This is a genomic window from Arthrobacter sp. B2060, from assembly GCF_059090445.1.
Genome location: NZ_JBNHFR010000001.1, coordinates 997088 through 1021457, shown reverse-complemented (window position 1 = coordinate 1021457; position 24370 = coordinate 997088). Strand labels below are relative to the sequence as shown.

Sequence of the window (24370 nt, the reverse complement as noted above, 5' to 3'; positions counted from 1 at the left end):
ACCAATTCATAAAAAATCGGTATCAACAAACTTGGCACACTATTGAGTTCTCAAACAACAGACACACCCGGCACCACCACAACCAAACCACAGTCGCGGATCGCTCCGGAGCAACTTTCCAAACTTACCCGACCTCAAGACCCAAAGCAAATCAGCGTTTCCGCGATCCACCAGCTCCCGAACCCAGCCCCACCCTCTCACAGCACGCCAAGCGACGAACCATTTTTCAGGCTGTTTAGAAGGGGTTTGGCCGCCCTCGGTAACCAGCTCCTCGCCGGCCCCCTCTCGGCGACTTAGAAAACAATACACCCACCAACCCCCCACCGCAAACCCACCCAAACACCCCCACCACACACCCCAAAAACCCCACAAATCCGCGGAACTTCGGTGCGATGGAAGCGCACAATCAGGTGCCGCCGTCGTAATTCCGTTCTGTGTGGTGCGTCACCCGCGCCGGTCCGGCAGAGGATGGGGCGTTAACGCAAAGAAGGGCCGGCAACCATACGGTTGCCGGCCCTTCTCAAGCAGCTGGAATCAGCGGCGCTGGATTACCAGGAAGACTTCGTGATGCCCGGGAGCTCACCGCGGTGAGCCATGTCGCGGAAGCGAACACGGGAGATGCCGAACTTCTGGAAGGTACCGCGGGGACGGCCGTCGATGATGTCGCGGTTACGCAGACGGATCGGGGAGGCGTTGCGGGGCAGCTTCTGCAGGCCGAGGCGTGCAGCTTCGCGTGCTTCGTCAGTCGCGTTGGGGTCAACCAGGGTCTTCTTCAGCTCGAGGCGCTTTGCGGCGTAACGCTCAACGATGACCTTGCGCTGCTCGTTGCGAGCGATCTTGGACTTCTTAGCCATGTTTAGCGCTCCTCTCGGAATTCGACGTGCTGGCGGATCTTGGGGTCGTACTTCTTCAGGACCAGACGGTCCGGGTCGTTACGACGGTTCTTACGGGTGACGTAGGTGTAACCCGTGCCCGCGGTCGACTTGAGCTTGATGATCGGACGTACGTCCTTGTCCTTAGCCACTAGAGCTTCACCCCTCGTGCAAGAATGTCGGCGACGACTGCGTCGATGCCGCGCACGTCGATGGTCTTAATGCCCTTTGCAGAGACCTGCAGGGTGACATTACGGCGCAGGGACGGAACCCAGTAGCGCTTCTTCTGAATGTTCGGGTCGAACCGGCGCTTGTTGCGGCGGTGCGAGTGCGAAATGCTGTGTCCAAAGCCCGGCTCGGCTCCGGTCACCTGGCAGTGTGCTGCCATGACGACTCTCCTCTGAAAAATGATTGAAACGGCTGGCAGCGTTCTGCGTCACCGTGCGGCAGGCGGCGTCCGCATCCAGCCCCATTGCCATTCCCCACGCTAAACTCTTCGGCAAAACCGGGAATTCATTGCTGCGGCGAAATGCGATGGGCCACGGGCACCGGGCAATGGAAGCCATTGCGAAGTGCCGGAATGCTGGGCGAATACAGGAATGCACGCAACTTGAGCCCCTAACTACCGGCCTGCAGGACTGTTTATTACTGCCAACAGCCACCGCCAACCGGAGCAATTGCACACGCTCCGCGCCACCTAGCGCCTACCAAGTCTACGAGACGTGCGATTTAAAGGCGAATCCGGCGGCGCAAACCGTTAGGCAAACCCTTAGAGCCGGGTGAGTTGGGCGTACTTCGGCTGGAGGCCGTCGCCCGAGGATTTTCCGGTGACCCGCCGGACAACCCAGGGGGCAGCGAACTCGCGGAACCATTGCGCGTTCGCACGGAGGGCGTCCACGCCGCTGACCTCCGGCACCGGCGTCATGGGCGGAACCTCGATGGAGTGGTCATGCTCAAGCACGGTGAGGACGCGCTTGGCCATGTTGGCGTGGCCGGCGGCGGACATGTGCATGCGGTCCTTGGCCCACATGCCCCAGTCGTAATACTCGTTGAAACGCCAGTAGTCGACCAGCAGCGCTCCATGGTCGCCGGCGATGCCGCGGACGAGTTCGTTGTAGATGGCAGTGCGGCCGCGCATCGTGCCGAACACTTTTGAGCCGCGGGCGTCGAAACCGGTAAACATCACCACCGTGGCGCCGGCCGCCCTGAGTTTGCCTATCCCGGCGTCGTAGTCCTCCAGCAGGTTGTCGATGTCGATCTTGGGCCGGAGGATGTCGTTGGCGCCGGCGTAGATGCTCACCAAAGTCGGTTGAAGTTCGACGGCGGCATCCACCTGTTCAGCCATGATCTGTCGGAGCTTCTTGCCACGGATGGCAAGGTTCGCGTAGCCAAATCCCGGATCCGCGGCACCGAGTTGCTCGGCGACCCGGTCTGCCCAACCGCGGACGCCATTGGGACGTGCGGGGTCCTCGTCACCTACGCCTTCCGTGAAGGAGTCTCCCAAGGCTACGAATCGGGACGTGAAATTCATGGGGTTACTTCCTGGGCGGCTGTTCGCGGAGGATCCAGTGGTTGCTGTCCAGGCGCGCCACGATCTTTTCCCCAATGCGCGCGAGGTCCGCGACATCCTGCTCAGTCAGGGCATCAAGGAACAGCGAGCGGACTGATTCCACGTGACCCGGAGCCAGTCCCACAATGGTCCTCATGCCCTGCTCAGTCAGGTGTGCGGTGGTCACGCGGGCGTCCCCCGGGTGCGGCCGGCGCTCCACCCACCCACGGCTCTGGAGTTTGGTGACCACGTGGGAAAGCCTGGACAGTGACGCGCTGGTCCGGGCGGCCAATTCACTCATGGGCAGGAAGCGCCCCTCGGCCTCGGAGAGCATCGCCAGTACGTTGTAGTCGAACAAAGACACCTTGCCAGCGGCATGCAGCTGGGTGTCCAAGGCCGCCGGCAGCATGGTGTTGATGCTCAGCTGGGCGAGCCAGGCCCGGCGTTCATCGGCGTTAAGCCAGCGCGGTTCGATCATGGCTCCATCCTAGGAGAAAAGAAGATTGACGATTCAAGCGGCACACTATCCGGGGAAGGCAATCTGTGAATAACGGTAGGCTGGCGGGCATGTACGTTGTTTCCCTGACCTACAAGGTTGCCCAGGATATCGTCGACTACCACCTCGATGCCCACGTGGCCTGGCTTAAGGACGCCTTCGACGAGGGCGTATTTATGGCAGCCGGGAGGAAGGTCCCGCGCACGGGCGGCCTGCTGCTGTCGAAAGCTGACCGGCAAACGCTGGACGCCTCCCTGGCGAAGGACCCGTTCTACGTCAACGGTGTGGCCGAGTTCGAAGTCATGGAATTCGCCGCCAACCGGGTGGCTCCGGGGTTTGAGAACCTGCTGGACCAACCCGCGCCGCAGACGTAGCCCACTCAGGGTTCGGCCTGTTCCATCAGTTTCTTCAGGCCGCCCTTGCGGGGCACCTTCACGGGCTCGGGCCAGCGCGGGGTCAGGTTGTCCCCGAGCGTGACGCCACGGAGCTTTCGTCCAAAGAGCGGCAGCACCCAGTCGTTCACCCAGCGTCGTTGCCGTCGCTCCCAGTCGCGGAGCGTAATCCTCGACGGGGGCTCCCACTCCTTGAGGCTGATCTTGTGCGGCACGCCCAGGTGGTCCAGCACCTGCGCCGCTACATACTTGTGGCCTGCCTTGGACATATGCAGGCGGTCCGCATCCCACATCCGGCGGTCCTGCAGGGCGTCGAAGCACCAATAGTCCACCAGCACTGCTCCGTACTTGACGGCGAGTTCCCGCACTCGTTCGTTATAGGAGGCGTTTCTCTTTTTCAGCGGCTCCAGGAGCGCGGACACCCTGACGTCGAATCCCGTGAACAGCACGAGGGTGGCGCCGGTTCCGGCGAGTGTGGCCACGAGCGCCTCATACTGCTCCATGAGCGCATCCATGTCCGTGCCGAAATCCAGGATGTCGTTGCCGCCGGCATACAGCGTAACGAGGGTAGGTTCCAAGGCAACCGCCGGTTCAAGCTGTTCGGCGATGATGTGGCGCAGCCGCTTGCTCCTGATGGCGAGGTTGGCGTATTCCCAGCCCGGCTCCGCTTTGGCGAGCCTCTCCGCCACGCGGTCGGCCCAGCCCCGCACACCGTTCGGCAGGTGCTTGCTCCGGTCCCCCACACCCTCGGTGAACGAATCACCCAAGGCCACGTACCGCCGTCGCCCATCCCGGTCCGGAAGCAAAGGATAAGAACCCACCCGGGACAAGGTACACATCCGGAGCAACGCGCAGGCAAACCGCACATGAACGGTGGCGCTCCTTCCGGGGCAGAGTGCCGGGCCTAGAGTTCGGCCTTCCCCTGCCGCCAGTACCCCATGAAGGCAACCTGCTTCCGGTCGATGCCGACATCCCGGACCAAATAGCGCCGCAGGTCCTTGATGACGCCGGCCTCGCCCGCCATCCAGGCGTAGAACGGCATGGCACCGGCGGGCACGGCCGGGTTCTTGCTGGCGACGATGGCCGCTGTGTCCATGCGCGCAGGCGTCTCCCACAGGATCTCCTGGTCGACGTTGACGTCCTCCGGCTCGGGACCGGCGGCCGCGTCGGGAGACTTGATCCCCACCCAGCCCGGCACCGGGACGGCGGCCTGGACCGCTTGCTGGAGCAGCTCGCCGTGCGGCCGCGATCGCCCGATCGCAGCACCGCGTGCGAGCCAGGTGATGTCGACGTCGGCATCGGTTTGGAGATCAAGGAAGTCGCCCGCCTCCGGGACTTCCAGGAACGCGTGGCCGGTCATGTACTTCGGCAGGCTTTCCAGGACGGCGCTGATGGCGGGAACGGCCGTCTCGTCGCCCGCCAGGAGCACGCGCTGGGCCAGGCCCGGCCGCCATTCGATGCCCGAGTAGATCTCCGCCGTAACGCAGTGCGCGGCACGGTTGTTTGGCCCGATGATGGTCATGGCATCGCCCGGGCGGGCGTTCCGCGCCCAGTTCGCTGCGGGCCCGCCGTTATCGTCTTCGTCGAAGTGCATCACGAAGTCGACGTCGATCTCGGGGTACACGGCGTCGAGCCTGGCGTGGCGCACTGTGTAGGTGCGCATGGAGCCGCGGATGGCCGGATCCATAGCGAGCCATTCCTTGTACCAGCCCGCGTTCTCCATATGGAAGGGTGGCAGCGCGAGCTGCGTGCCGTCGTCGGCAAGGGAAGGGATCACCAGCTTGATGCGCAGGTCCATGGTCCTGCCGTGCACGCCGAAGTCCCGCAGCGAGTAGCCGCCGAACGTGATGCGGCGGAAGTTTGCTCCGAGCTCCTGCACGGCGCTGACCGTGACGTCGAACGCGAGCGTCATCGGCTCGGTGGCGAGCTGCGGCATGGCCCCGGACCTTGCCCGTGCCGCGGCCTTGGCGCCTGTTCCTGCGGGGCTGTTGACTGAGCTCACGAGACCAACTCCAGGGTTGTGGGTACGGTTTTTGGGGATGCGGCGTGGTGGCGTCCGATCGGGATGATCAGCGGGGTGCCGGAAACCGGGTCCGGCAGCACGCGGGATTCCAGCCCGAAAACATCCAGGACCAGCTCTTCCGTGATCACGTCGCGGGCCCCGCCCTCGGCGACGATCCGTCCGCCTTTCAGGGCAATGACGTGGTCCGCATACCGGGCTGCGAGGTTCAGGTCGTGCAGCACGATGGCCACCGTGGTGCCGCGCTGCCGGTTGAGGTCGGTGACAAGGTCCAGTACCTCCACCTGGTGCGCGAGGTCCAAGTACGTGGTGGGCTCATCGAGCAGGAGCACGTCCGTTTCCTGCGCCAGGGCCATGGCGATCCACACGCGCTGGCGCTGCCCGCCTGACAGCTCGTCGACGTTCCGCCCGGCGAGCTCCAGCGTTTCGGTGGCTTCCAGCGCGCGCTGCACCGCGGCGTCGTCCTTTTCCGACCAGCTGCGGAAGAAGCCCTGGTGAGGGTACCGGCCGCGGCCCACCAGGTCCCTGACCGTGATGCCGTCCGGGGCTGTGGGGTGCTGCGGCAGCAGACCCAGGATGCGGGCCAGTTCGCGGGCGGGGAGGGAGTGGATGTCCTTGCCGTCGAGGGTGACGGTTCCGCCGACGGGTTTGAGCAGCCGGGACAGCCCCCGTAGCAGCGTGGACTTGCCGCAGGCGTTGGCGCCCACGATCATGGTCACCCGGCCCTCCGGGATCTCTGCCGTGAGCCCCTCAACGACGCGCCGCTGGTCGTACTGCAGCGTCAGGTCCTTCGCTTTGAGAACAGCCATGTCAGGCATCCTTTCGGTTGGCGGTGACGAGAAGCCACAGCAGGAAGGGGGCACCGAGGGCGCCCGTGACCACGCCGACCGGCAGTGCCGTGCCGTCCAGCAGCAGCGGGGCGATGTTGGCGGCGAAGTAATCGGCGGACAGCACTATCAGGGCGCCTACAAGGGCCGACGCCGGGAGGCTGGCTTTGCCGGTGAAGCGGCGGGCAATGGGGCCCGCCAGGAAGGCGACGAAGGCCACCGGCCCGGCTGCCGCCGTCGCCACGGCAGCAAGCGAGACGGCGGTGAGCACCACGCCCAGCCGGGCCCGCTCCACGCGGATGCCGAGCCCAGCGGCGGTGTCATCGCCCAGTTCGATGATGCGCAGCGGGCCGGCCAGGACTGCGACGGCGGGCACGAGGACCAGGAGTGCCGCCGCCAGCACTCCGGCGCGGTCCCAGCTCGCGTGGTTGAGTGAGCCGTTGAGCCAGACCAGGGCGTCGGCCGCGGTGCGGATGTCCGTTCGGGTCAGCAGGAAATTCACCAGCGCGCCGAGTGCCGAGGCGATGCCCACCCCCGCGAGGATGAGGCGGTTGCCGGCGGCGCTGCCGCTTCCGGCACGGGAGCCGCCTCCTCCCCTCAGCGAGCCGCTGCGGGAGATCCCGTAGATCAGTGCGGCGACGCCAAGGGCACCGCCGAGGGCTGCACCTGAAACGGCCGCGCCGGTGGCGCCGAATACAACGATGGCCGTGACGGCGGCAGCGCTGGCCCCGTAGCTGATGCCGATGACGTCGGGGCTGGCCAGCGGATTGCGGAGCATTGTTTGGAACAGGCCGCCGGACAGTCCGAAAGCAACGCCGATCATAGTGCCAATCACCGCCCGCGGCAGTTTGCTTTCCATCACGATGAAGCTGGCACCCGGAATTCTCTCGCCGCCGGTGAGGTGCGCAGTGAGGATCCGGAAGAAGTCGGGAATGGTGACCGTGTAGCTGCCGAGCAGGATGCCCGCGGCGAAGAGGATCACGACGGCCGCGCCCAGGATCGCTGTCCGGTTCAGCAGCGCCCGGCGCAGGAATGACGCGCGAACTGGCAGATAATGCCCTGTTTTCGCGGTTTTGAGGGCATTATCTGCCAGTTCGCGCTCTAGTCGGGGGGCCTCAAGTGCCCGTTCGCGCTGGGTGGTCACAGTCCGGCCCCCTTACCGCGGCGGACTAGCCACACAAAGACCGGGGCGCCGACGAGGGCGGTCATGATGCCTGCGGGAACCTCGCCCGGCAGCAGCACCACACGCCCGATGACGTCGGACACAAGGAGCAGGGCCGGGGCGAGCACCAGGGAGAAAGGGAGGATCCAGCGGTAGTCCGGACCGGTCAGGAAGCGGACCGCGTGCGGGATGACGAGGCCGACGAACGCGATCGGGCCTGCGAGTGCGGTGGCTGAACCACAGAGCAGCACGATGCCCAGCGCCGTCACCGATCGTGCCAGGCCGACCCGCTGGCCTTGCCCCCGGGCAAGGTCGTCGCCGAGGGCAAGGCCGTTCAGGATGCGACCGGTGCTGAGCACGATCAGCGCGCCGGCCGCCAGGAACGGCAGGCCGGGCAGGATGACAGACCAGTCGCGGCCGGCGATGCCGCCCACCTGCCAGAACCGGAAGCGGTCCAGGGTGTCCTGGCTGGAGACCAGGATGACGTTCATCAGCGAGTACAGGCCGGCGCTGAGGGCTGCGCCAGCAAGGGCGAGCTTGACGGGCGTGGCGCCGTCCCTGCCCATGGACGCAATCAGGTAAACGACGACGGCGGCCGCCGCGGCCCCGCCGAATGCGAACCAGATGTACGCGCCCAGGGAGGACGCGCCGAAAAGGTAGATGCCCGTGACCACGGCCAGGGCCGCACCGGCGTTCACGCCGATGATGCCGGGATCCGCCAGCGGGTTGCGGGTCACGCCCTGCATCGCGGCGCCGGCCAGACCGAGCGCCCCACCGGCAAGCAGTCCCATGATGGTGCGCGGGATCCGGGCATGGATCACGGCGTGGTCGCCGTCGCCCGGATCGAACTGCGTCAGTGCCTGCCAGACCGTGGCCAGGGAAAGGCCCCGCGCGCCCACGGCCAGCGACACTCCACAGACAACGACAAGTACGACGACGGCGGCGGCCAGCCAGGCGGCCCGCATTCCGGGGGCGCGCTTTCCCTTCGCGCGAACTGTCAGCCGATGCCCCCTCAGAGCCGAAATGGGGTCATTAGCTGCCAGTTCGCGCGGGGCGAGCGGGCCGGACGGTGAGCCGGGCGTCTTGCTGCCGGCCGCCGTCGTCGTACGTGGTGTCATTGCTGGTTACTGGACCGCGTCGGCAGCTTTGCCGAGCTGCGGGAGGAACGTGTCCAGCGACCACGGCAGGCTCAGGGGCGAGGCGGCCGAGATCGAGAGGGTCAGCGTGTTGTCCGAGTCGGCGACCAGGGCACCGTCCTTGATGGCGGGGATCTGGCCGAGCAACGCGTCCTTCTTGATGGCGTCGGTGGTCTTGGCGTCCGGGACCCACGTCACGAAGATGTCGGAATCCAGTTCGTTGGCCTTCTCTGCGGACCATGCCAGGAAGAAGTCCTTGGAACCCTTGGCCTTCTCCTCCACAACCGGGGCCAGCTTCATGCCAATTGAGGACAGGAACCGCGGGCGGTTGTCATTGGCGGTGTAGACGTTGACACCGTCGCCCTTGGCGGGCTCAAGGTTGCCGTAGATGAAGGTCTTGCCCGCGAGCTGGGGGTACTTGGCGGCCTTCTCCTTGATGGTGGCCTCGGTCTCGGAGATCAGCTTCGCTGCCTCGGCTTCCTTGCCGAGGGCCTTGCCGATGATGCTGGTGGAGTCCTGCCAGGAGGTGCCGTAGGCGACGTCGGGGTGGGCAACGACGGGAGCGATCTCGCTGAGCTTCTTGTAGTCCTCTGCGGTCAGGCCCGAGTAGGCGCCGAGAATGACATCGGGGTTGAGCTTGGCGATCTCAGTGAAGTTGATGCCGTCAGCCTCGGAGTACTGGGCGGGGGCCTTATCTGTACCGAAGCCTGCGCCGAGCTTTTCGAGGGCGGCGTCCTTCCAGGGAGTGGAGCCTTTGTCGTTGCCGCCCCACTCGTTCTTCGGGATGCCCACGGGAACCACGTCGAGGGCGATGGCGACATCGTCATTTACCCAGGACACGGTGGCGACGCGCTTGGGCTGCTCTTTGATGGTGGTCTCGCCGAAGGCGTGCTTGATCGTCACGGGGAACTGCGTGCTGGACGACTCCGAAGCGGACGGATCCGAAGCGGAAGCAGCCGGGCCGGTGGAGCAGCCGGTCAGCGCCATGGCTGCGGCAGCCACAACGGCGGTGGCCTTGCCGGCGGTCTTGAGGAGGGCGCGGCGGGTGGTGCCTGCGCCGGGCACACGGCCGGGGCCGGAGAAGAGGGGGGAAGTCACGGAACTCCTTAGATCAATGAAGCGAACGCGACTAAGGCTAGCCTATCCTCTCTCGAATTACGAAAGCTTTGCGTCGCGTAATTGTCCGTGTGATGCCGTGCGCCCCCAGCGCCCTACTGCTCCGTGGTTGAGCTTGCCGAACCTTGCTCGGCAAGCTCAACCAGAGCCCGGGTTTAGCGGTACGAAATGCTCAGCAGGAGTGCCTTCAGGGCCTGCCCTTCGTCGCCCGCCAGCCATGCCTTGGCGGCTGCGTCGCTGGCAAAGGGCTTTTCGATGAACTGGACATCCGCGACGAGCACATCTTTTCCGACGCGGATGATGCCGTCCTGCGCCAGGTCTGCTCCGGAAGGCGGGGCCCCGGCCGTGAGGTGCATGCGGTAGACGGACGCGTCCGCCACCCGGTCCACGTAGAAGGAGTAGTGCGCGGCGGGAGCCGGCTGCTTCTGCAGGCCGGGAACCGGCTGGGTTTCGAAGACCTCCCTAGTGACCGGGTGGGTCACGCCATCAGCAATATGCCCCGAGTAAATGGTCGCCTGCCGGTTGCCGTTGGCGTCGTAGACAGTCGCCGTGCCCGATGCCGGCGCTGCCCCCGACCCGGTGAAGAGTTCCACTTTCCATGTGGCCGGGTATTTAAAGGACACCCTGTCACCCGGGAAGGTGAAGGTTGCCAGGTCAGCGGAACCGGGCGCGGCGGTGCCGGACCCGGCAGCACCCGGTGCACCGGCACCCGGCGCATCAGCTCCTGGCTTCGTGCTGGAAGGTGCAGGCGAGGCCGGCGCAGGCGTGGCGGACGCATCCGTGGCAGTCGCGGTGGAGGTGGCGCCGACAGCCGCCGACGGGGTCGCATTGTTGGACGCCGACTCCGCGACTGCCCCGCAGCCGGCAAGGCTGAGGGCGGCTGCGGCCGCCAGGGAGGTGACGAACGTGGCGCGGTGAGCAGTACGCATGATGGTGCCTTTCGTGAGGACGCCGTCAAGCTCGGCAGAGGGTGGCTCTGGCCCGCCGCATGGGAGTGTTGATGACCCTGTGGAGCTGTGGCGAAGTGTTGGTGCTCACCAGATTCGCACGCGGAAATGCGCTCCCACTAGCTTCTCATCAATAAATCCATCGATTTGTTATAAAGCGGAGGCAAGGTTACAGGGGGATGGAGCCCCGGGCGACGGCACGCTCAGCGCAGCACGATGTCCACAGGGTTGGCCTCGGACCTCCATTGGCCTTCGGATCCGGGCTTCGGCGCAATCACAGGGGCGGTCAGCACGCCCGAGCGGTTGGTGCGCTTGTCCCGCAGGATCTCCGTGACGGAACCGAGATGCCGCGACAGGTCGATCACGTTTTCGGGGGCGGCCAGGAGCAGCTGGAAGCCGAATTCGTGCAGCGCCTTGATGCCGGCGCCGGCGAATTCCTCGGAGGCCAGGACGAACGCTTCGTCCATCATCACCGTGCCGTATGTGGTGAAGCCCTGTTCGGCGATGCCCAGCTGGTAGCTCAGCGCCGCCGCCATGATGAACGCCGTGAACCGCTGCCGCTCACCACCGGACATGGAGCCGGTGTCGGCGTGCATGAACACCTCGGTCCGTTTGCCGCCCTTGCTTCCGGCCGGCGCGTGGACTTCGCGGTGCTCCTTGCACTGGATGAACAGGTGGCCGCGGACATCCAGCACCTCGGCCCGCCAGCGCCGGTCCTCCGGGGCCTGCGAACCCAGCCGCTTCACGAGCGTTTCCAATGACTTGTAGCGGCTGGTGAGCTCGGCGTCGTCGTCCACGCTCGTGTGGGGGACTTCCCTGCCGGGCCGCGAATGACGGGTCTTCAGCGCGTTCTGGATGGCGTCCTTAAACTGCTTGGCCGTGGCCGGCAGGGTCTGCTTGATGTCCAGCTCCAGGAAGCTGCCTTCATGGAAGTTGACCTCGGAGAGAATGCCGTTGAGCGGCAGGATGCGGCTCATGATGGAGCGCCGTTCCTCGTCCAGCAGGTGCAGCAGCGTGCTGAACGATTCGTGGGTGCGCTGGTTGAAGAACTGCCGGAACTCCGCTTCCTGTGCCGGCAGGCCGTCGCTGACGATCGCGTGGTAGCGGGCTTCAAACTCACTGGCTGCGCCGATCGACGTGCCGTGATCGGCCGAGATCGCCGTGCCCCACTCGCGCACGAATCCCTCGAAGATCCGGGTCAGCCGCTCGGACATCGCCTGGCCCCGGGATTCCGCGGCGTGCAGTTCCCCCAGCAGCTGAGTTCTGACCCGAGCGGCCAGGTTGTCCAGCTCATGCATTTCCGTCACGTCGCCGAAGCCCTCGAAGTACGGCTCCAGCGCGGCGGCGATGGAGGCCGACGGCGGTGCCTGGGCCAGGCGGGTCCGCGCGGCTTCCAGCAGTGAATCAGCGGTGGTGAGCTGGTGGTCCAGTGCCTTGTACTCGCTCTGCAGCACCGCGGCCGCTTCGGTGCTGGACTGGTGCTTCTGGCGTGCCGCCTCGATATTGGCGCGCAGCGGTTCGAGGTCGGCCTGGGCCGCAAGGGCGTCCTTGAGCCGCTGTTCGATCCGGGCGAGTTCGTCCGCGGCGACCGCCGCGGAGACCTGCTCCCAGGGACGGTGGTCCTCGGCCACGCGGCGCAGCGCCTCGAGCTGCCGGGACATGCCCTGGTGGGATTCCTCCCTGCTCTGGGCGAGTTCGGCTGCCTTGGCCAGCTCCTGCTGCAGGTCCGCCACCTGTGCCGCGACGAGTTCCATTTTGGAGGCGTTATCAAAGCCAAGGACGTAATCCTGGCGGCCGGTGAAGCGGTCGTCCTTCTCTACGGTGTGCCTGTTGCGCTTGACCACGCCGCCCAGGCTCAGGCCTTTGTCGAGCGCGGCAAGGTCGTCCGGATTTTCCACGCAGGGGTAGGCGAAGTCCAAGGCGATGCGTTCACGGATCCACTCACTTGCCTGTGCGGCGGAGCCGCCGCCGGGCCCGGCGGTGAGGATGTCCAGCTTGGTCAGCAGATCGCCGTCGGAGACGTCCTCCACAGCCAGCGCGCCGCCGGCGAGCGGCTTGGACACATCGACGGCGCGCAGGGCGCCGCGGACGGTGTGGTCGTTCAAATAGCGCGTGACGGCGGCGAAGTGCTCCCCCGGAACCAGCAGCGTCGTGGCGAGGCTGCGCAACGCGCGCTCGGCGGCGGGTCGCCACCGTTCCTCTCCCTCCGCGAGGTCGATGAGCTCGCCGCCGAAAGGCATGAGTTCCTCGGGGACGCCCGTGGCGGCGGCGATGGCAGTGCGGTTCTCAATGCTCGACGGCGGCAGCAGGGACTTGCGCGTCTTCAGGGAGATGAGCTCCTGTTCGGCCGCAGCGAGTTCACGTTTCTTCGTCGCATGCCCGTCAAAGGCCTCGAAGCGGAGCTCCTTCAACGTCTCCGAATCGTCCCTGAGTTCCGCGGAGCGGGCGGCGGCCAGTTCGTGGGCCTGCTCCCACCCCTCGGCCGTCCAGTCCAGCTGCAGGCCGGCATCGGAGAGCGACTGGCGGGCCGCTTCTTCCACCTGCTGGCGAAGCTTGAGGCCGACCCGGGCGTTCTCCAGCGACTGCTCGATGGAGGAGATGGCGTTGCCGCCCTGGTTGTTGTACTCAGCCTCGAGCTGGCGCAGGTCCTTGGCGAGGCTGTCACGGACGGCCCGTTCGGCGCCGAGCTCCTTGGCCTTGGCCTGCGCTCGTGCCTTGACCCGGGCGAGGGTCCTCTCGTGGACGGCGACGGCGAGCCGCTGCCGGTAGGCCTCAAATTCTTCGCCGGCAAGTTCCCGGAGCCGGTTTGCATCCAGCAGGGCCTGGGCATAGTCCCTGTTCAGCTCCGGTACCGGGGCCAGCTGATCGCGTTGCTGCCGCACGTCCTCAAGCCGCTGCCGGATGGACATCAGGTTGCTGAATTCCTCAACGACGCCGTCCGCAGCGGCCAGCGTCGCCGGCGCATCCAGCACCTGGTCGCGGAAGAACGTGTTGACGCTGCCGCCCAGGCCCTTGCCGGCCTGGATCACGCGGAGCAGCGGGAGCGCCTGGTCGGAGTTGATGCCCAGCAGGCGGCGGAACCGCTCGGCGAAGGCCTTGTGGACGTCGAAAACCTGCGCGTCCGGGAAGATGCCTTCAAGCGCCGCCTTGGTGAAACGCTTCTCGGCGATGCCCTCAATGGCGGCAAGATCCAGGGGCTTGTTGTCGATCAGGTAATAACGCCCGACGCTGGACTCGGTGCCGTTCTTCGGCAGGTCAAACAGCGCGGACACCGTCACCGTCGTGCCGGCGGCGTTGTCGAACGTCAGGGCGACGGCGGACCAGGTGGCCCCGGGGCGCTGGAACGCGCTGGCCGAGCCCTCCCCCACAGCCTTGTCGCCCACTTTGCCGCGCATGTACGTGAAGGTGGTCCTCTTGTCCTCCACGGCCCCGCCGGAGCGCTGGGCCGCCGCCTCGTTGGAGCGCGGGCGGGCGTCAAACACGCGCAGCATGGCGTCGAACAGCGTCGACTTACCGACCCCCGAGTTGCCGGTCAGGAGTGTACCGTTGCGGTCCACATGCATGGTGTGGGCGCCGTGGAACGTGCCCCAGTTGACCACCTGCACCATCGCCAGGCGCATCTGGCCGGGGTTGGTGAGTTCGCCCATCGGCAGCATGGTCGCGATGCTCACTTGCCGCTCCCTTCGGCGGCGTCGCCGTCGTCCTCAGTGTCCGCCTCTTCATCGGCTTCGACAGGCTCAACCGGCGGGCTGTCGTCGAGCTCCAGCATCGCTTCCGTGCCGGCGGGGTCTGCCGTTGCTGCGACCAGCGCTTCGATCTGGGCCGGGATGTCGCCGATGTTTTCGAAGGGGAGAGCCAGCGGGAGGGCGTTGGAGATCGTGTAGACGTCGTCCAGGCCGGTGGTGAGGAGGAGTTGGCGGGCGAGGAGCTTGGTGATCGCCCGGTTCACCACGTCCGAGTCGCGGAGGGCGTCCTGCTGGCCTGCGGGCTGGTAATGCGCCACGAGTTCGGCGATTTCTTCACGCGTGATGGTGGGGTCCGTCTGGGCTGTGACGTGGCGGTCCAGCAGCAGCCGGAGGCGGAGCAGCACGATGGTTTCCACCCGGCTCAGGGCACGCTGCTGGCGCAGGATGCTGGAGCGTGCGCTTCCTCCGATGGCCTCGGGGTCGACCGGCCGCAGGACAGCGATCTTGCGCTCGTGGTCCAGCTGCAGGGTGAGGAACAGTTCGGAGAGCCTGCTGCGGAGGATGAGCTGGTTGTCCAGCAGTGTGGTCCACAGCTTTTCGTCGCGTCCGCCGTCGACGTAGGGGCCTTTCAGGAGCTTCACAAGTGCCTGGCGCAGCTTCATTGGGAGCACGCCGGTATCACCAGGGAACAGGGCCGCACCGTCGACGAAGGTGTCCCGGGGGCGGACCGGGAAGGGGTCGGTCCGGGTTTCGTTCCCCACCTGCCCCCTTACCTCGCAAGCTCGGTCAGCAAACCCGGCAGGCGTGGGCCCAGGTTCCGCCACCGGGGCTTCGGCTTCGTCGGGTTCAACCGCCGGGACGGCCGCCGTCGTCATCTCTTCAGTCATCGGAATCCTTCGTGAGGGTGACCACCGGAAGGTAGGCCTTGCGGGTGGTGCCGTCGATCTGTTCAAACTCGACGGCGTCCCAGGCTTCGCGGTCGAAGCCGGCGCCGTCGTGGAGGGCGTGCGAGAGCAGAGCACGGATGGAGTTGATGTGCCGCTCCTCGGGAGGCAGCTGCCCCCACGCCTCGGCAAGGGAAGCGGCGCCCGCCATGGCTGCCCGGATGGCCTCCGGGTTCGCCTTGCCGGTGCGTGGCGAGCGCACGCGGTCGGAGTCGCTGAAGGCAATCGGATCCGCGAGCTTCGGCGGGGCCGCGAACTCGTCGGGATCGAACAGCTTCACCATGGCCAGCGATTCGAAGCCTGCGTTGAAGAGCACAGGGCCGGGGACGAGGCCTGGCCGCTCACGCTCGTACGGCAGTCCGCGGATGGCCTGTTCCGCTTCGCGCAGCACCTTGCGCAGCCGGACGGACTGGCGGAAGTCATCACTTTGGACGTAGGTGTTCAGGCTCTCGCTGAGCTTGCCATAGATGCGCTGGATCTGGCTGTGCTGGTGGCGAAGCTCGGCCACGAGATTTTTCAGAGTTTCGCGGTCCTCCGCTGAGAGGTCGTCCGCGAATTGCCGGCTCAGCACCTCTCCGATCGCCGAGCGGAAGCGCAGCTGCTGCTGCGGATCATCCAGGAAGGCCGTGAAGGAACGGAATGTCCTGCCCTCCGGGCTTTGCCGCAGCCGCTTGTCCGCTTCCAGCACCTGGGCCATGGTGGCGCCCTTGGTCAGCGATTCCTCGATGATCTGGTTGCGCAGCTCGCCCACAAGCTCCTCGATGCGGTCGCGCATCTTCTTGTAGTCGGCGGGCAGGCTGGCCGCGAGGTCCAGGATGTTGCCGGCGGCTTCCACGGCCTCGTCGTCATCGAGCAGCCCGTCAAAGTCCCCCGAACTGATGTCCTGGATGAGCTGTTGGCGCTCCTCGATCTCCTCCTCCAGGGACTCCAGCCGGGCGCTCTGGTCCGGGTTGGTTTCGTTGGCGAGCTTCTCCACGTCGCCCAGCAGCGTGCCCAGCCGGGAACCGTTGAGCGTGGAGCGTTCGCTGGAAAGACTGTCCAGGAAGGCCAGCACGCGGGCGGCCGGTTCCGTGACCTCGTACACGATCTGTCCGGACTGGTTCCGTCTCGTCAGGAACTGCTTGCGCGTCCATTCATCGCCAAAGGTCTTCCCGTTGGCCGCACCACCCAGCCCCGGCTCCTGGCGGCGGAGCTGCTCAAGGAAGGAGTCGACGTCGGCATGGAACTCTTCCAGCGGAAGCTGCGGCCGGGTCCTGGTGAAGGACGCCTGCAGCACGGCAATCACCCAGGGGGCGGAGCGCGTGAGCGCCCAGGCGGGCCCCTTGGTCAGGAGCTCGAGGTCCCGGAGCCGTGCGCTGATGGCGTCAGCGGAGGACGCGGCAAACCGGGGCACACACTCTCCTAAGCTGCGTCGGGGATGGTCTGGGCAGCCGGAAACCGGAAAACTGCCAACTACAAGGTTAACGCAGAGCCTCTTTCCGCCGGCGCGCCCCGGCGCCACCCGGGACGGACAGCGGGCGTTGCCCTCCCCGTCGCCTGCCGCGTAACGAAACCACTGTGACGGGTGAGAATTCTGAGACAAGGCCGTGACCTACGGAGCAGTATGATTTCGATCCCGTATCAACCGGCCCGACCCGCCTGCGAGGCTGTGGATGGACTCCGCCTCTGCACCCTACGCTCGTGCTACTGATCAACCGCAGCAACGGCGCAGGGGGAAACATGCAGTTTGACCTAAGTGCAGTGGAGAACGCCACCTTGGTGTTCATCGGAACGCTGGTTTTTGCCTTGGCACTGGTTCTGTTCGTGGTGGTGGCGGCAATGGCCGCCCTCGTTCTGGTAGGCGTGGGGAGGCTGGCATGGCTGGTTGTCGCCGGCACTCTGCTGGGCCTGGTCCACGGCATCAACCACGTGTGGGACCGGCTGGTCCACCATGCATCCACGGTTGAGTTGCCGGGTGATTTTGCGGGGCAGCCTTCCCCTAGCACGGGTACTTACCCGCGGGTAGCATTGAGGGACAGCTGAAGGGTTCTCCACCCGCGGCGGACCCAGGGCTTGAACCGGTCACCGGTTAGAGGAGATGCCCCGTGAGCTCCGCCACTGAGAGTCCCGCCACTGACAGCCAGGTCACCCGGCCTCAGGCCGGCACCATCCCGCCCATCGACAGTCCGGCCTCCGAAACGCCGGTGGCCGCCGAGAAGATCGGGGCCGGTGCATCTGCCGAGGATGCCAGAGCTGTCGCCGAGGCGGCCCGCGAGACCGCATGGGAGCAGCCGAGTTTCGCCAAGGGCCTGTACCTCGGCAGCTTCGACCTCAGCCTCATCCACCCCTGGCCGGCAGCCAAAGCCGATGACGTGGAGCGCGGCGAGGCTTTCATGGAGCAGCTCACGGCGCTGTGCCGGACCATGTCCGGGCGGGTCATTGAGCGCGATGCCAAGATTCCGGACGAGTACCTGAAGGCGCTGGCTGACCTTGGCGTGTTCGGCATGAAGATCCCGAGGGAGTATGGCGGACTGGGGCTGTCGCTGGTGTACTACGGCCGGGCACTGGGGCTGCTGGGCTCGGTGCACCCCAGCCTGGGCGCGCTGCTCTCCGCCCACCAGTCCATCGGCGTGCCGGAACCGGTGAAGGTGTTCGGCACCGCCGAACAGAAGCGGGAATACCTGCCGCGCTGCGCTGCCGGCGCCGTTACCGCCTTCCTCCTTACAGAACCCGACGTCGGCAGCGACCCGGCCCGGATGGGCAGCACTGCTGTCCCCACGGACGACGGCGACGCGTACATTCTGGACGGCGTGAAACTCTGGACCACCAACGGCGTGATCGCGGAGCTTGTTGTGGTGATGGCCGTGGTGCCGCGGCACAGCACCCCCGATGGCACGGTCCACAAGGGCGGCATCACCGCCTTCGTGGTCGAGATGGACTCACCGGGCATCACGGTGGAAAACAGGAATGCCTTCATGGGTCTTCGCGGCATCGAAAACGGTGTCACCCGCTTTCACCAGGTGAGGGTTCCGGCGGCCAACCGGCTGGGCCGCGAGGGCCAGGGCCTGAAGATCGCACTTACCACGCTCAATACCGGACGTCTTTCCCTTCCCGCCCTGTGCGTTGCCACGGGGCGCTGGAGTTTGAAGATCGCCCGCGAATGGTCCAATGCGCGCACCCAGTGGGGCCGGCCGGTGGGCAAGCACGAGGCCGTAGGCAAGAAGATCGCCTTCATTGCCGCAACGGCGTTCGCCCTGGACGCGGTCTTTGAACTGTCCGCCGAAATGGCCGACGCCGGGCAGAAGGACGTCCGCATCGAGGCCGCCCTCGCCAAGCTGTGGTCGACGGAAATCAGCTGCCGGATAGCGGATGAGCTGGTGCAGATCCGTGGAGGCCGGGGTTTCGAAACCGCGGATTCGCTGGAGGCCCGGGGCGAGCGCGCCGTGCCCGCGGAGCAGCAACTGCGTGACCTTCGCATCAACAGGATCTTCGAAGGGTCATCGGAGATCATGAAGCTGCTGATCGCCCGTGAGGCCGTGGACGCCCATCTGGCCGCCGCCGGGGATCTGGCGTCCGCGGACGCCAGCCTGTCGGACAAAGCGAGGGCCGCCTTCGGGGCCTCCGGCTTCTACGCGAAGTGGCTGCCAAAACTGGTGGCGGGCCCCGGGATGGATCCCCGCTCCTACAGCGAGTTCGGCCGGCTCGCCAAGCAGCTGCGCTTCGTGGAACGGTCCTCACGGCGGCTGGCCCGGCAGACGTTCTACGGCATGGGGCGGTGGCAGGCCAGACTGGAGCACAAGCAGGCCTTCCTGGGACGGATCGTGGACATCGGCGCCGAGCTCTTCGCCATGGCCGCGTGCTGCTCGCGGGCGGAGATGTTGCTGCGCACGGCTCCCGAGCAGGGCGCCACGGCATTCGAGCTGGCCGAGGCCTACTGCGAGCAGGCCCGCGTCCGCGTGGACGAATACTTTGACCAGCTGTGGCGGAACACGGACGACGGCGACCGCGAACTGTCACGCAAGGTCCTCGCCGGGGATTACGTGTGGCTGGAAGCCGGGGTGCTGGACCAGTCCGAAGGCACCGGGCCGTGGATCGCCGACGCTTCGCCGCACGCGTCGTTAAAGGAAGACCTGCACCGAAAGTACCGCTGACCGGGGAAGGAATCCGGTGGCATCCAGGAAGGGCGGCACGAAAACCCAAATAGTAAGCATCCTTGCTACAAAGCATTGAACGGAGTTAGCTAGAAGTGAGGCCAGCGCCTTGGCCTCGGCATTGCGTTGCCCGGCTTAGATCGTGAGCCTGGTCCGTTCAATGAAAGTGAGGCGTTCGATGAGCAGCCCAATTAGTTCCGAGGACAGACGCCCCCGGCACATGCAGTCCGGCCGCAGGCCCGACGAAACCCCGGTGTACGACGCCACCCAGTCACGCGAGGGGGGTACGCGGGAAGCGGACACCGGCGCACGGGACACTGACACAAGCACCAGGGCCATGACCACTCAGGCGCCTTACGCCGAGCGGGACTATGCTCCGGACCCGGAGGGCGACGACGCGCGGCCGCACTCCGACCCCAACCTCGCCTCGCGGGAGACCGCGATGGCCCGCGAAAAGGAGGCTTTCGGCGGGGTCAAGGTGGGCTCGGCGTTCTTCGGCTGGCTGGCGGCCACCGGCATGGCCGTGTTGCTGACGGCCTTTGTGGCGGCAGCCGGAACGGCCGTGGGGCTCGCCACCAATCCCGACGTCAACGCAGCCATCGGCCAGGCGGCATCGAACCAGACGGTGGGCCTGGTGGGCATCATCGTGCTGCTCGTGATCCTCTTCGTCTCGTATTACAGCGGAGGCTACGTGGCCGGGCGGATGGCGAGGTTTAACGGCGCCAAGCAGGGCCTGATGGTCTGGATCTGGGCGCTCATCGCCGCCGTCATCGTTGCCGTCCTCGGCATGATCGCCGGCGAACAATTCAATATCCTCGCCCAGCTGAACAGCTTCCCGCGGATTCCCGTGAACGAAGGCCAGCTCACCACCACGAGCATCATCGCCGCCGTCGTGGTCGCGGTCGTCGCCCTGGTGGGCGCCGTCGTGGGCGGCATGGCCGGCATGCGCTTCCACCGCAAGGTCGACCGGGCTGGCTTCACGCCGACGGCCGACTACGAGGAGCACTAGGAACCGCGGCAGAGAGGGCCCCGCAGGCCGCGCCCTGCAGGGCCGGGTCCGGACCAGCTAGGCCTGGTGAAGGACGACGCCGTCAAGGTAGAACCAGCGGCGGTCCACCCTGAGGAAGCGGCTGGTTTCGTGCTGGATGCCCCGTTTGCCGTCCTGCCTGAAATGCGCCGTGAACTCCACCAGGCCCTGATTGTCCAGCGGGCCGCCGCGGCTCGTGGAGACGATGTCCAGCCGCCGCCACTCCAGCCCGGGATCCAGGTCCAGCTCGGTGGGCCGGGTGTCCGGGTGCCAGGTTTTCAGGAGGTATCCGGTATCCAGGAGAACGAATGCACTGTACCGGGAGCGCATGAGCTGTTCGGCCGTCGCAGCGTCCGCGGCTCCGCTGTGGAAGCGGCCGCAGCAGTCTGCGTACTGCTCTCCGGAGAGGCAAGGACAGTTGCCGGTAAAGGTCTGGGACTGGCTCACGAAGTTTCCCAAAGTGTGGAGGTAAATTGCTGATCTCGACTATATGCCTGAGTCGACAGACCCGTCCGGTAACAGGTTCGAAACAACACCCGCCCGGCCTTGTCATGCGGGCATGTCGGCAGTAAATAGTCCGTAAGGTGGTAAAGGCTGTTGCATGTGGGCAATGCCCCGGCTTGCAGCAGCGGTGGGTTAGGAGGGTGAAGTGGAAGATCCGACAACGGTTGCACTGAACCTGACATTTTTCGGCACGGTGTTCGTGGCCTTTCTCATGTCGCTGGGGCTGTTCATTAGTTTCATCGTCATGCTCGTCATCGCCGGCGTCAGCCGCCTGCTCGTGCTGATCGTGATGGCCCTGTTTGGCAGGATCCCGAAGAACGACACCGTCGAAGTTGTGCGGCTGCCGGCCGACACGAAAACTGCGGAGGCGCTGCCTTCGAAGCCCGCGAAGGTACGGCCTGCGAAGGAACCCCGCGCCCCGCGCCCGGTCCGCGCGCCGCGTCCTTCTGTGGACTGGAAGACACTGATGACCCGCGCCGGCCTCCAAAGGGCGCTGCGCACCGCCGTCGCCGATCACCCGCTGCTGACGGCGGCACGCCCGGTGCCGCCGGTCCTGGCGAAGGACTGGGCAGAGGCGGTTGCCGCTGCGGATGCCCGGGCCGTGGCCCGGGCACGGGAGACCGCGCCGGTGCTCGACATCCCGGTCCCGGAGGCGCCCGTTACAGGCGTGGGAGAAGTGGTGAAGGTGGCCCCGCTCGTGGAGTCAGCGCTGCACGGCGGCGAAGGCGCCCCCGTCAATCAGGTCCCGCCCCGGCCGACCCGCGCCCCCAGGGCCGGCGCCGCAAGCGGACCAGATGCGGCAAGGGCCGCCGGGACTGCGCCGCAAGTCCAGCCGGTCCAGTCCTCGCTCGCCGCCTCTGCCCAGCCGCCGCGGCCGGCAAAGAAGCCTGCAGACGTCGGCCACATGGCCGTCCTGGACACAGGATCCATGGTCTCGCTGGCGCAGCATACGGAAAACCGCGTCCGATCTTAGGTGGCCTGACGGGAAACTGCGGCATTGACGGCTTCGCGGGCTCGGCGTAAACCTGTCAAAGGGGACCAGCCCGCAGAACCGAGCAGAATCGCAAATGCCATGTCCAAGGTGATCTACAGGCGCCGCAAGCCCGTTGGGCCCGCGGCGCATCCGGAGGAACCCACGTACGGTCCGCTGACCAGTGCGGAGTTGCAACTCGCGGTACGGAACCATTCGATGCCGCTGGAGGCGCTCCGTGAGGATGTCACCCCGCCCGGACTGCACTACGTACTGACGCACTTCGACATACCGCACGTAGATCCGGCCGCCTGGCACGTGAGGATCGGCGGTGCCGTTGAGCGGGCCATGGAACTGGGGCTGGCCGCCCTGAAGAGGGATCCGGCGATCAGTGTGCCGGTCACACTCGAGTGTGCCGGCAACGGGCGTTCACTCCTGAAACCGAGGCCGCTGAGCCAGCCCTGGACCCTCGAAGGCGTGGGCACGGCCGTATGGACGGGTGTACCGCTGGCCTACCTTCTGGGAAAGGCCGGGATTGAGCCGGAGGCCACCGAGGTGGTCTTCACCGGCCTGGACGAAGGAATCCAGGGCGGCGTCCGCCACCACTATGCACGCAGCCTGCCCATTTCAGAGGCCCTCCGCGCCGACGTGGTGCTGGCCTACAAGATGAACGGCGCTGACCTGCCGCCGCAGCACGGCTACCCGCTGCGGCTGGTGGTTCCCGGCTGGTACGGCATGGCCAGCGTCAAGTGGCTGCACTCCATCCAGGTGGTGGCCTCGCCGTTCCAGGGTTTCCAGCAGGCGGTCGCGTACCGCTACCAGCACACCGCGGACGACGCCGGCACTCCGGTGACGCGGATGAGGGTCCGCGCGCTGATGGTTCCGCCGGGTGTCCCGGACTTCTTCACGCGCCGGCGGCACCTGCCGCGGGGCCCGGTGATGCTGCACGGCCGCGCCTGGTCCGGCGAGGGCCCCGTGACGGGCGTGGAGGTCGGCGTCGACGGGCACTGGATGCCCGCGCAGCTGGACAAGCCGGCCGGCGCCTATGCGTGGTGCAGCTGGAGCATGCCCTGGGTGGCAGACCCCGGCGAGCACGAACTGGTATGCCGTGCGAAAGACGCCACGGGCGCCGTCCAGCCGCTCGAACAGCATTGGAACTATCAGGGCATGGGCAACAATGTGGCCCAGTGCATCCGCGTCACCGTTGAGTAGGCAGGGAGCCGTTCTTCGTAGTCACTGAGCACCGTGCCGCTGTTAGTGCATGTGGCTTCCGCCGTTGATGTCGATGGTGGTGCCGGTCAGGTAGGCCGAGTCCTCGGAGGACAGGAACGTGATGACGGCGGCCACCTCCTCGGTGGTGGCGTTGCGGCCCAGGGGGATGCCGGCGTTGATGGCGGCCTCCTGTTCCTCGGTGCTTCCCACGCGGATGTTAGTGTCCACGGCACCGGGGGTGATGGCGTTGACGGTCACGCCGGTGTCACCTACTTCGCGGGCCAGGGCCTTGGTGAAACCCAGGATCGCGGCCTTGGCGGCGGAGTACGGGACCTTGCCGAAAACCCCGCCGCCGCGCTGGGCGGAGACGGAGGACATGTTCACGATCCGGCCCCAGCCGTTGTTGATCATGTCCGGCAGGAAGGCCTTGGTGACGAGGTACGTGCCGGTGGCATTGACGTCCATCACCTTGCGCCACAGCTCCAGGGTGGTCTCCAGGAACGGCGCCGGTGAGGTGATCCCGGCGATGTTCGCGAGGGCGCCCACGGGAGGGAGGGCACCGGCGCCGACCTCAGCCGCCACTGCCTTGTGGGCGGCGTTGACGGAGCCTTCGTTGGCGACGTCAATTTCGTAACCGAACGCCGGAACGTTGAATTCGTTGCCGATTTCGGCGGCGACCTTCGCCGACTTCTCGCCGTCCAGATCCAGGATCACCACGCCCCAGCCCTGGCTGGCGTAGCGGCGGGCGGTGGTGAGGCCGATGCCCCGGTCAGAGGTTGCCCCGGTGAGGACGGCGGTGCGCTGGATGGCGGTCATGATGCTCCTTGGGTTGCTTGATGTGTTTTTTGGGGGGGTTCAGATGAGGTCGGTGATGAAGCTGGCAGCCTTGGCGGCGGCGGCCGGGCGTTCGTCGTGGGTCACGTCGCCGGTTTCCAGTTCGAGGGAGAAGTGGCCGGTGTAGCCCTGTTCCGCCAGCGAGCGCAGCCCGCCGGCGAAATCGGCGAGGCCGTTGCCGATGCTGAGGTTGATGTTGCCCGGCACGGCATCGCGCAGGTGAACGTGGGCAATCCGGCCCTGGTGGCGCCGCAGGTACTTCTGCGGGTCCTCGCCGGCGGCAACGATGTGGCTGAAGTCCATGCCAATTCCGACGCCGGAGCCCGGATGAGCATCCGAGTCGGGAATGGAACATCGTCGTTGATCCTCTGGTTGTTCGTGCCCGGCAGGCAGGGTAGTGATGGCCACCACAGTAGTCGGGTTGACTGTTAACAGTCAACCTCCTAGGTTAACTGTTGACACTGAGCATGACCCCGGTCACACTGGGATCTATCTTGTTAACAGTCGACAGCGCTGGATGCTGATTCAGTCGCTCTTCGAAAGGGA

The 24370-nt window shown here is 66.3% G+C and carries 23 protein-coding genes and 1 pseudogene; 6 read left to right on the top strand and 18 right to left on the bottom strand.

Annotation, left to right across the window (positions count from 1 at the left end):
* Positions 1–548: 548 nt before the first annotated feature.
* The 5 genes from rpsN to AC5RUM_RS04825 all read right to left on the bottom strand — a co-directional run bounded on the left by rpsN (position 549) and on the right by AC5RUM_RS04825 (position 2899).
* Positions 549–854, bottom strand: coding sequence for a 30S ribosomal protein S14 (rpsN, locus tag AC5RUM_RS04845; RefSeq protein ID WP_003798555.1), 306 nt, complete (start codon positions 852–854; stop codon positions 549–551).
* Between the two features lie 2 nt (positions 855–856).
* Positions 857–1024, bottom strand: a complete 168-nt coding sequence (gene rpmG / locus AC5RUM_RS04840; protein ID WP_003798558.1) for a 50S ribosomal protein L33 — start codon at positions 1022–1024, stop codon at positions 857–859.
* Positions 1024–1260 (bottom strand): 50S ribosomal protein L28, encoded by a 237-nt coding sequence (rpmB, locus tag AC5RUM_RS04835; protein ID WP_400481670.1) that lies wholly within the window; start codon positions 1258–1260, stop codon positions 1024–1026. The genes rpmG and rpmB overlap by 1 nt, the downstream gene beginning before the upstream one ends.
* Positions 1261–1641: 381 nt before the next feature.
* Complete coding sequence (locus tag AC5RUM_RS04830) at positions 1642–2403, bottom strand: SGNH/GDSL hydrolase family protein (RefSeq protein WP_494033849.1); 762 nt, start codon at positions 2401–2403, stop codon at positions 1642–1644.
* 4 nt (positions 2404–2407) lie between these two features.
* Entirely contained in the window at positions 2408–2899 is a 492-nt protein-coding gene (locus AC5RUM_RS04825; RefSeq protein ID WP_494033848.1) for a MarR family winged helix-turn-helix transcriptional regulator, read from the bottom strand.
* 89 nt (positions 2900–2988) lie between these two features.
* On the opposite strand from AC5RUM_RS04825, the gene AC5RUM_RS04820 reads away from it, so the two are divergent.
* Complete coding sequence (locus AC5RUM_RS04820) at positions 2989–3291, top strand: YciI family protein (protein WP_494033847.1); 303 nt, start codon at positions 2989–2991, stop codon at positions 3289–3291.
* A gap of 5 nt (positions 3292–3296) precedes the next feature.
* Here AC5RUM_RS04820 and AC5RUM_RS04815 read toward each other — a convergent pair whose 3' ends face one another.
* The 10 genes from AC5RUM_RS04815 to AC5RUM_RS04770 form a co-directional block, all read right to left on the bottom strand.
* A complete protein-coding gene (locus tag AC5RUM_RS04815) occupies positions 3297–4130 on the bottom strand; it encodes an SGNH/GDSL hydrolase family protein (RefSeq protein ID WP_494033846.1) in 834 nt (277 codons plus the stop codon).
* Between the two features lie 83 nt (positions 4131–4213).
* Entirely contained in the window at positions 4214–5245 is a 1032-nt protein-coding gene (locus AC5RUM_RS04810) for a siderophore-interacting protein (RefSeq protein WP_494033892.1), read from the bottom strand.
* 62 nt (positions 5246–5307) lie between these two features.
* Entirely contained in the window at positions 5308–6138 is an 831-nt protein-coding gene (locus AC5RUM_RS04805) for an ABC transporter ATP-binding protein (protein ID WP_494033845.1), read from the bottom strand.
* Between the two features lies 1 nt (position 6139).
* Positions 6140–7207: a FecCD family ABC transporter permease gene (locus AC5RUM_RS04800; RefSeq protein WP_494033891.1), complete on the bottom strand. Its 1068-nt coding sequence runs from the start codon at positions 7205–7207 to the stop codon at positions 6140–6142.
* An 89-nt stretch (positions 7208–7296) separates the two neighbouring features.
* Positions 7297–8283: a FecCD family ABC transporter permease gene (locus AC5RUM_RS04795; RefSeq protein WP_494033890.1), complete on the bottom strand. Its 987-nt coding sequence runs from the start codon at positions 8281–8283 to the stop codon at positions 7297–7299.
* Between the two features lie 159 nt (positions 8284–8442).
* Positions 8443–9552: an iron-siderophore ABC transporter substrate-binding protein gene (locus tag AC5RUM_RS04790; RefSeq protein ID WP_494033844.1), complete on the bottom strand. Its 1110-nt coding sequence runs from the start codon at positions 9550–9552 to the stop codon at positions 8443–8445.
* A 173-nt stretch (positions 9553–9725) separates the two neighbouring features.
* Entirely contained in the window at positions 9726–10499 is a 774-nt protein-coding gene (locus AC5RUM_RS04785; protein WP_494033843.1) for a hypothetical protein, read from the bottom strand.
* Between the two features lie 221 nt (positions 10500–10720).
* The gene (locus AC5RUM_RS04780) at positions 10721–14188 is read right to left on the bottom strand and encodes an ATP-binding protein (protein ID WP_494033842.1); all 3468 of its coding nucleotides are present in this window, start codon (positions 14186–14188) and stop codon (positions 10721–10723) included.
* On the bottom strand, positions 14185–15090 hold the full coding sequence (locus tag AC5RUM_RS04775) for a DUF4194 domain-containing protein (protein ID WP_494033841.1): 906 nt from the start codon (positions 15088–15090) through the stop codon (positions 14185–14187). Before AC5RUM_RS04775 ends, AC5RUM_RS04780 begins: the two co-directional genes overlap by 4 nt.
* A complete protein-coding gene (locus AC5RUM_RS04770; RefSeq protein WP_494033840.1) occupies positions 15083–16540 on the bottom strand; it encodes a DUF3375 family protein in 1458 nt (485 codons plus the stop codon). Before AC5RUM_RS04770 ends, AC5RUM_RS04775 begins: the two co-directional genes overlap by 8 nt.
* Positions 16541–16866: 326 nt before the next feature.
* Here AC5RUM_RS04770 and AC5RUM_RS04765 point away from each other — a divergent pair, with 326 nt between their 5' ends.
* The 3 genes from AC5RUM_RS04765 (at position 16867) to AC5RUM_RS04755 (ending at position 20286) form a co-directional block, all read left to right on the top strand.
* A complete protein-coding gene (locus AC5RUM_RS04765) occupies positions 16867–17169 on the top strand; it encodes a hypothetical protein (RefSeq protein WP_494033889.1) in 303 nt (100 codons plus the stop codon).
* Between the two features lie 62 nt (positions 17170–17231).
* The gene (locus tag AC5RUM_RS04760) at positions 17232–19277 is read left to right on the top strand and encodes an acyl-CoA dehydrogenase family protein (protein WP_494033839.1); all 2046 of its coding nucleotides are present in this window, start codon (positions 17232–17234) and stop codon (positions 19275–19277) included.
* Between the two features lie 178 nt (positions 19278–19455).
* Positions 19456–20286, top strand: coding sequence for a YrzE family protein (locus AC5RUM_RS04755; protein WP_494033838.1), 831 nt, complete (start codon positions 19456–19458; stop codon positions 20284–20286).
* Positions 20287–20343: 57 nt separating this feature from the next.
* On the opposite strand, the gene AC5RUM_RS04750 is transcribed toward AC5RUM_RS04755, so the two are convergent.
* Positions 20344–20751, bottom strand: coding sequence for a YchJ family protein (locus AC5RUM_RS04750; RefSeq protein WP_494033837.1), 408 nt, complete (start codon positions 20749–20751; stop codon positions 20344–20346).
* Positions 20752–20953: 202 nt separating this feature from the next.
* Between AC5RUM_RS04750 and AC5RUM_RS04745 the strand changes: the two genes are divergently transcribed.
* Together AC5RUM_RS04745 and AC5RUM_RS04740 are read left to right on the top strand one after the other, a co-directional pair.
* Positions 20954–21781: a hypothetical protein gene (locus AC5RUM_RS04745; RefSeq protein ID WP_494033836.1), complete on the top strand. Its 828-nt coding sequence runs from the start codon at positions 20954–20956 to the stop codon at positions 21779–21781.
* Positions 21782–21880: 99 nt separating this feature from the next.
* On the top strand, positions 21881–22990 hold the full coding sequence (locus AC5RUM_RS04740; RefSeq protein WP_494033835.1) for a sulfite oxidase: 1110 nt from the start codon (positions 21881–21883) through the stop codon (positions 22988–22990).
* A gap of 42 nt (positions 22991–23032) precedes the next feature.
* Here the strand turns inward: AC5RUM_RS04740 and AC5RUM_RS04735 are convergent, their stop codons facing one another.
* Positions 23033–23806, bottom strand: a complete 774-nt coding sequence (locus tag AC5RUM_RS04735) for an SDR family NAD(P)-dependent oxidoreductase (protein ID WP_494033834.1) — start codon at positions 23804–23806, stop codon at positions 23033–23035.
* Positions 23807–23845: 39 nt separating this feature from the next.
* Positions 23846–24163 (bottom strand): annotated as a pseudogene (locus AC5RUM_RS04730) (sugar phosphate isomerase/epimerase family protein); the annotation flags it as partial.
* Positions 24164–24370 lie beyond the last annotated feature (207 nt).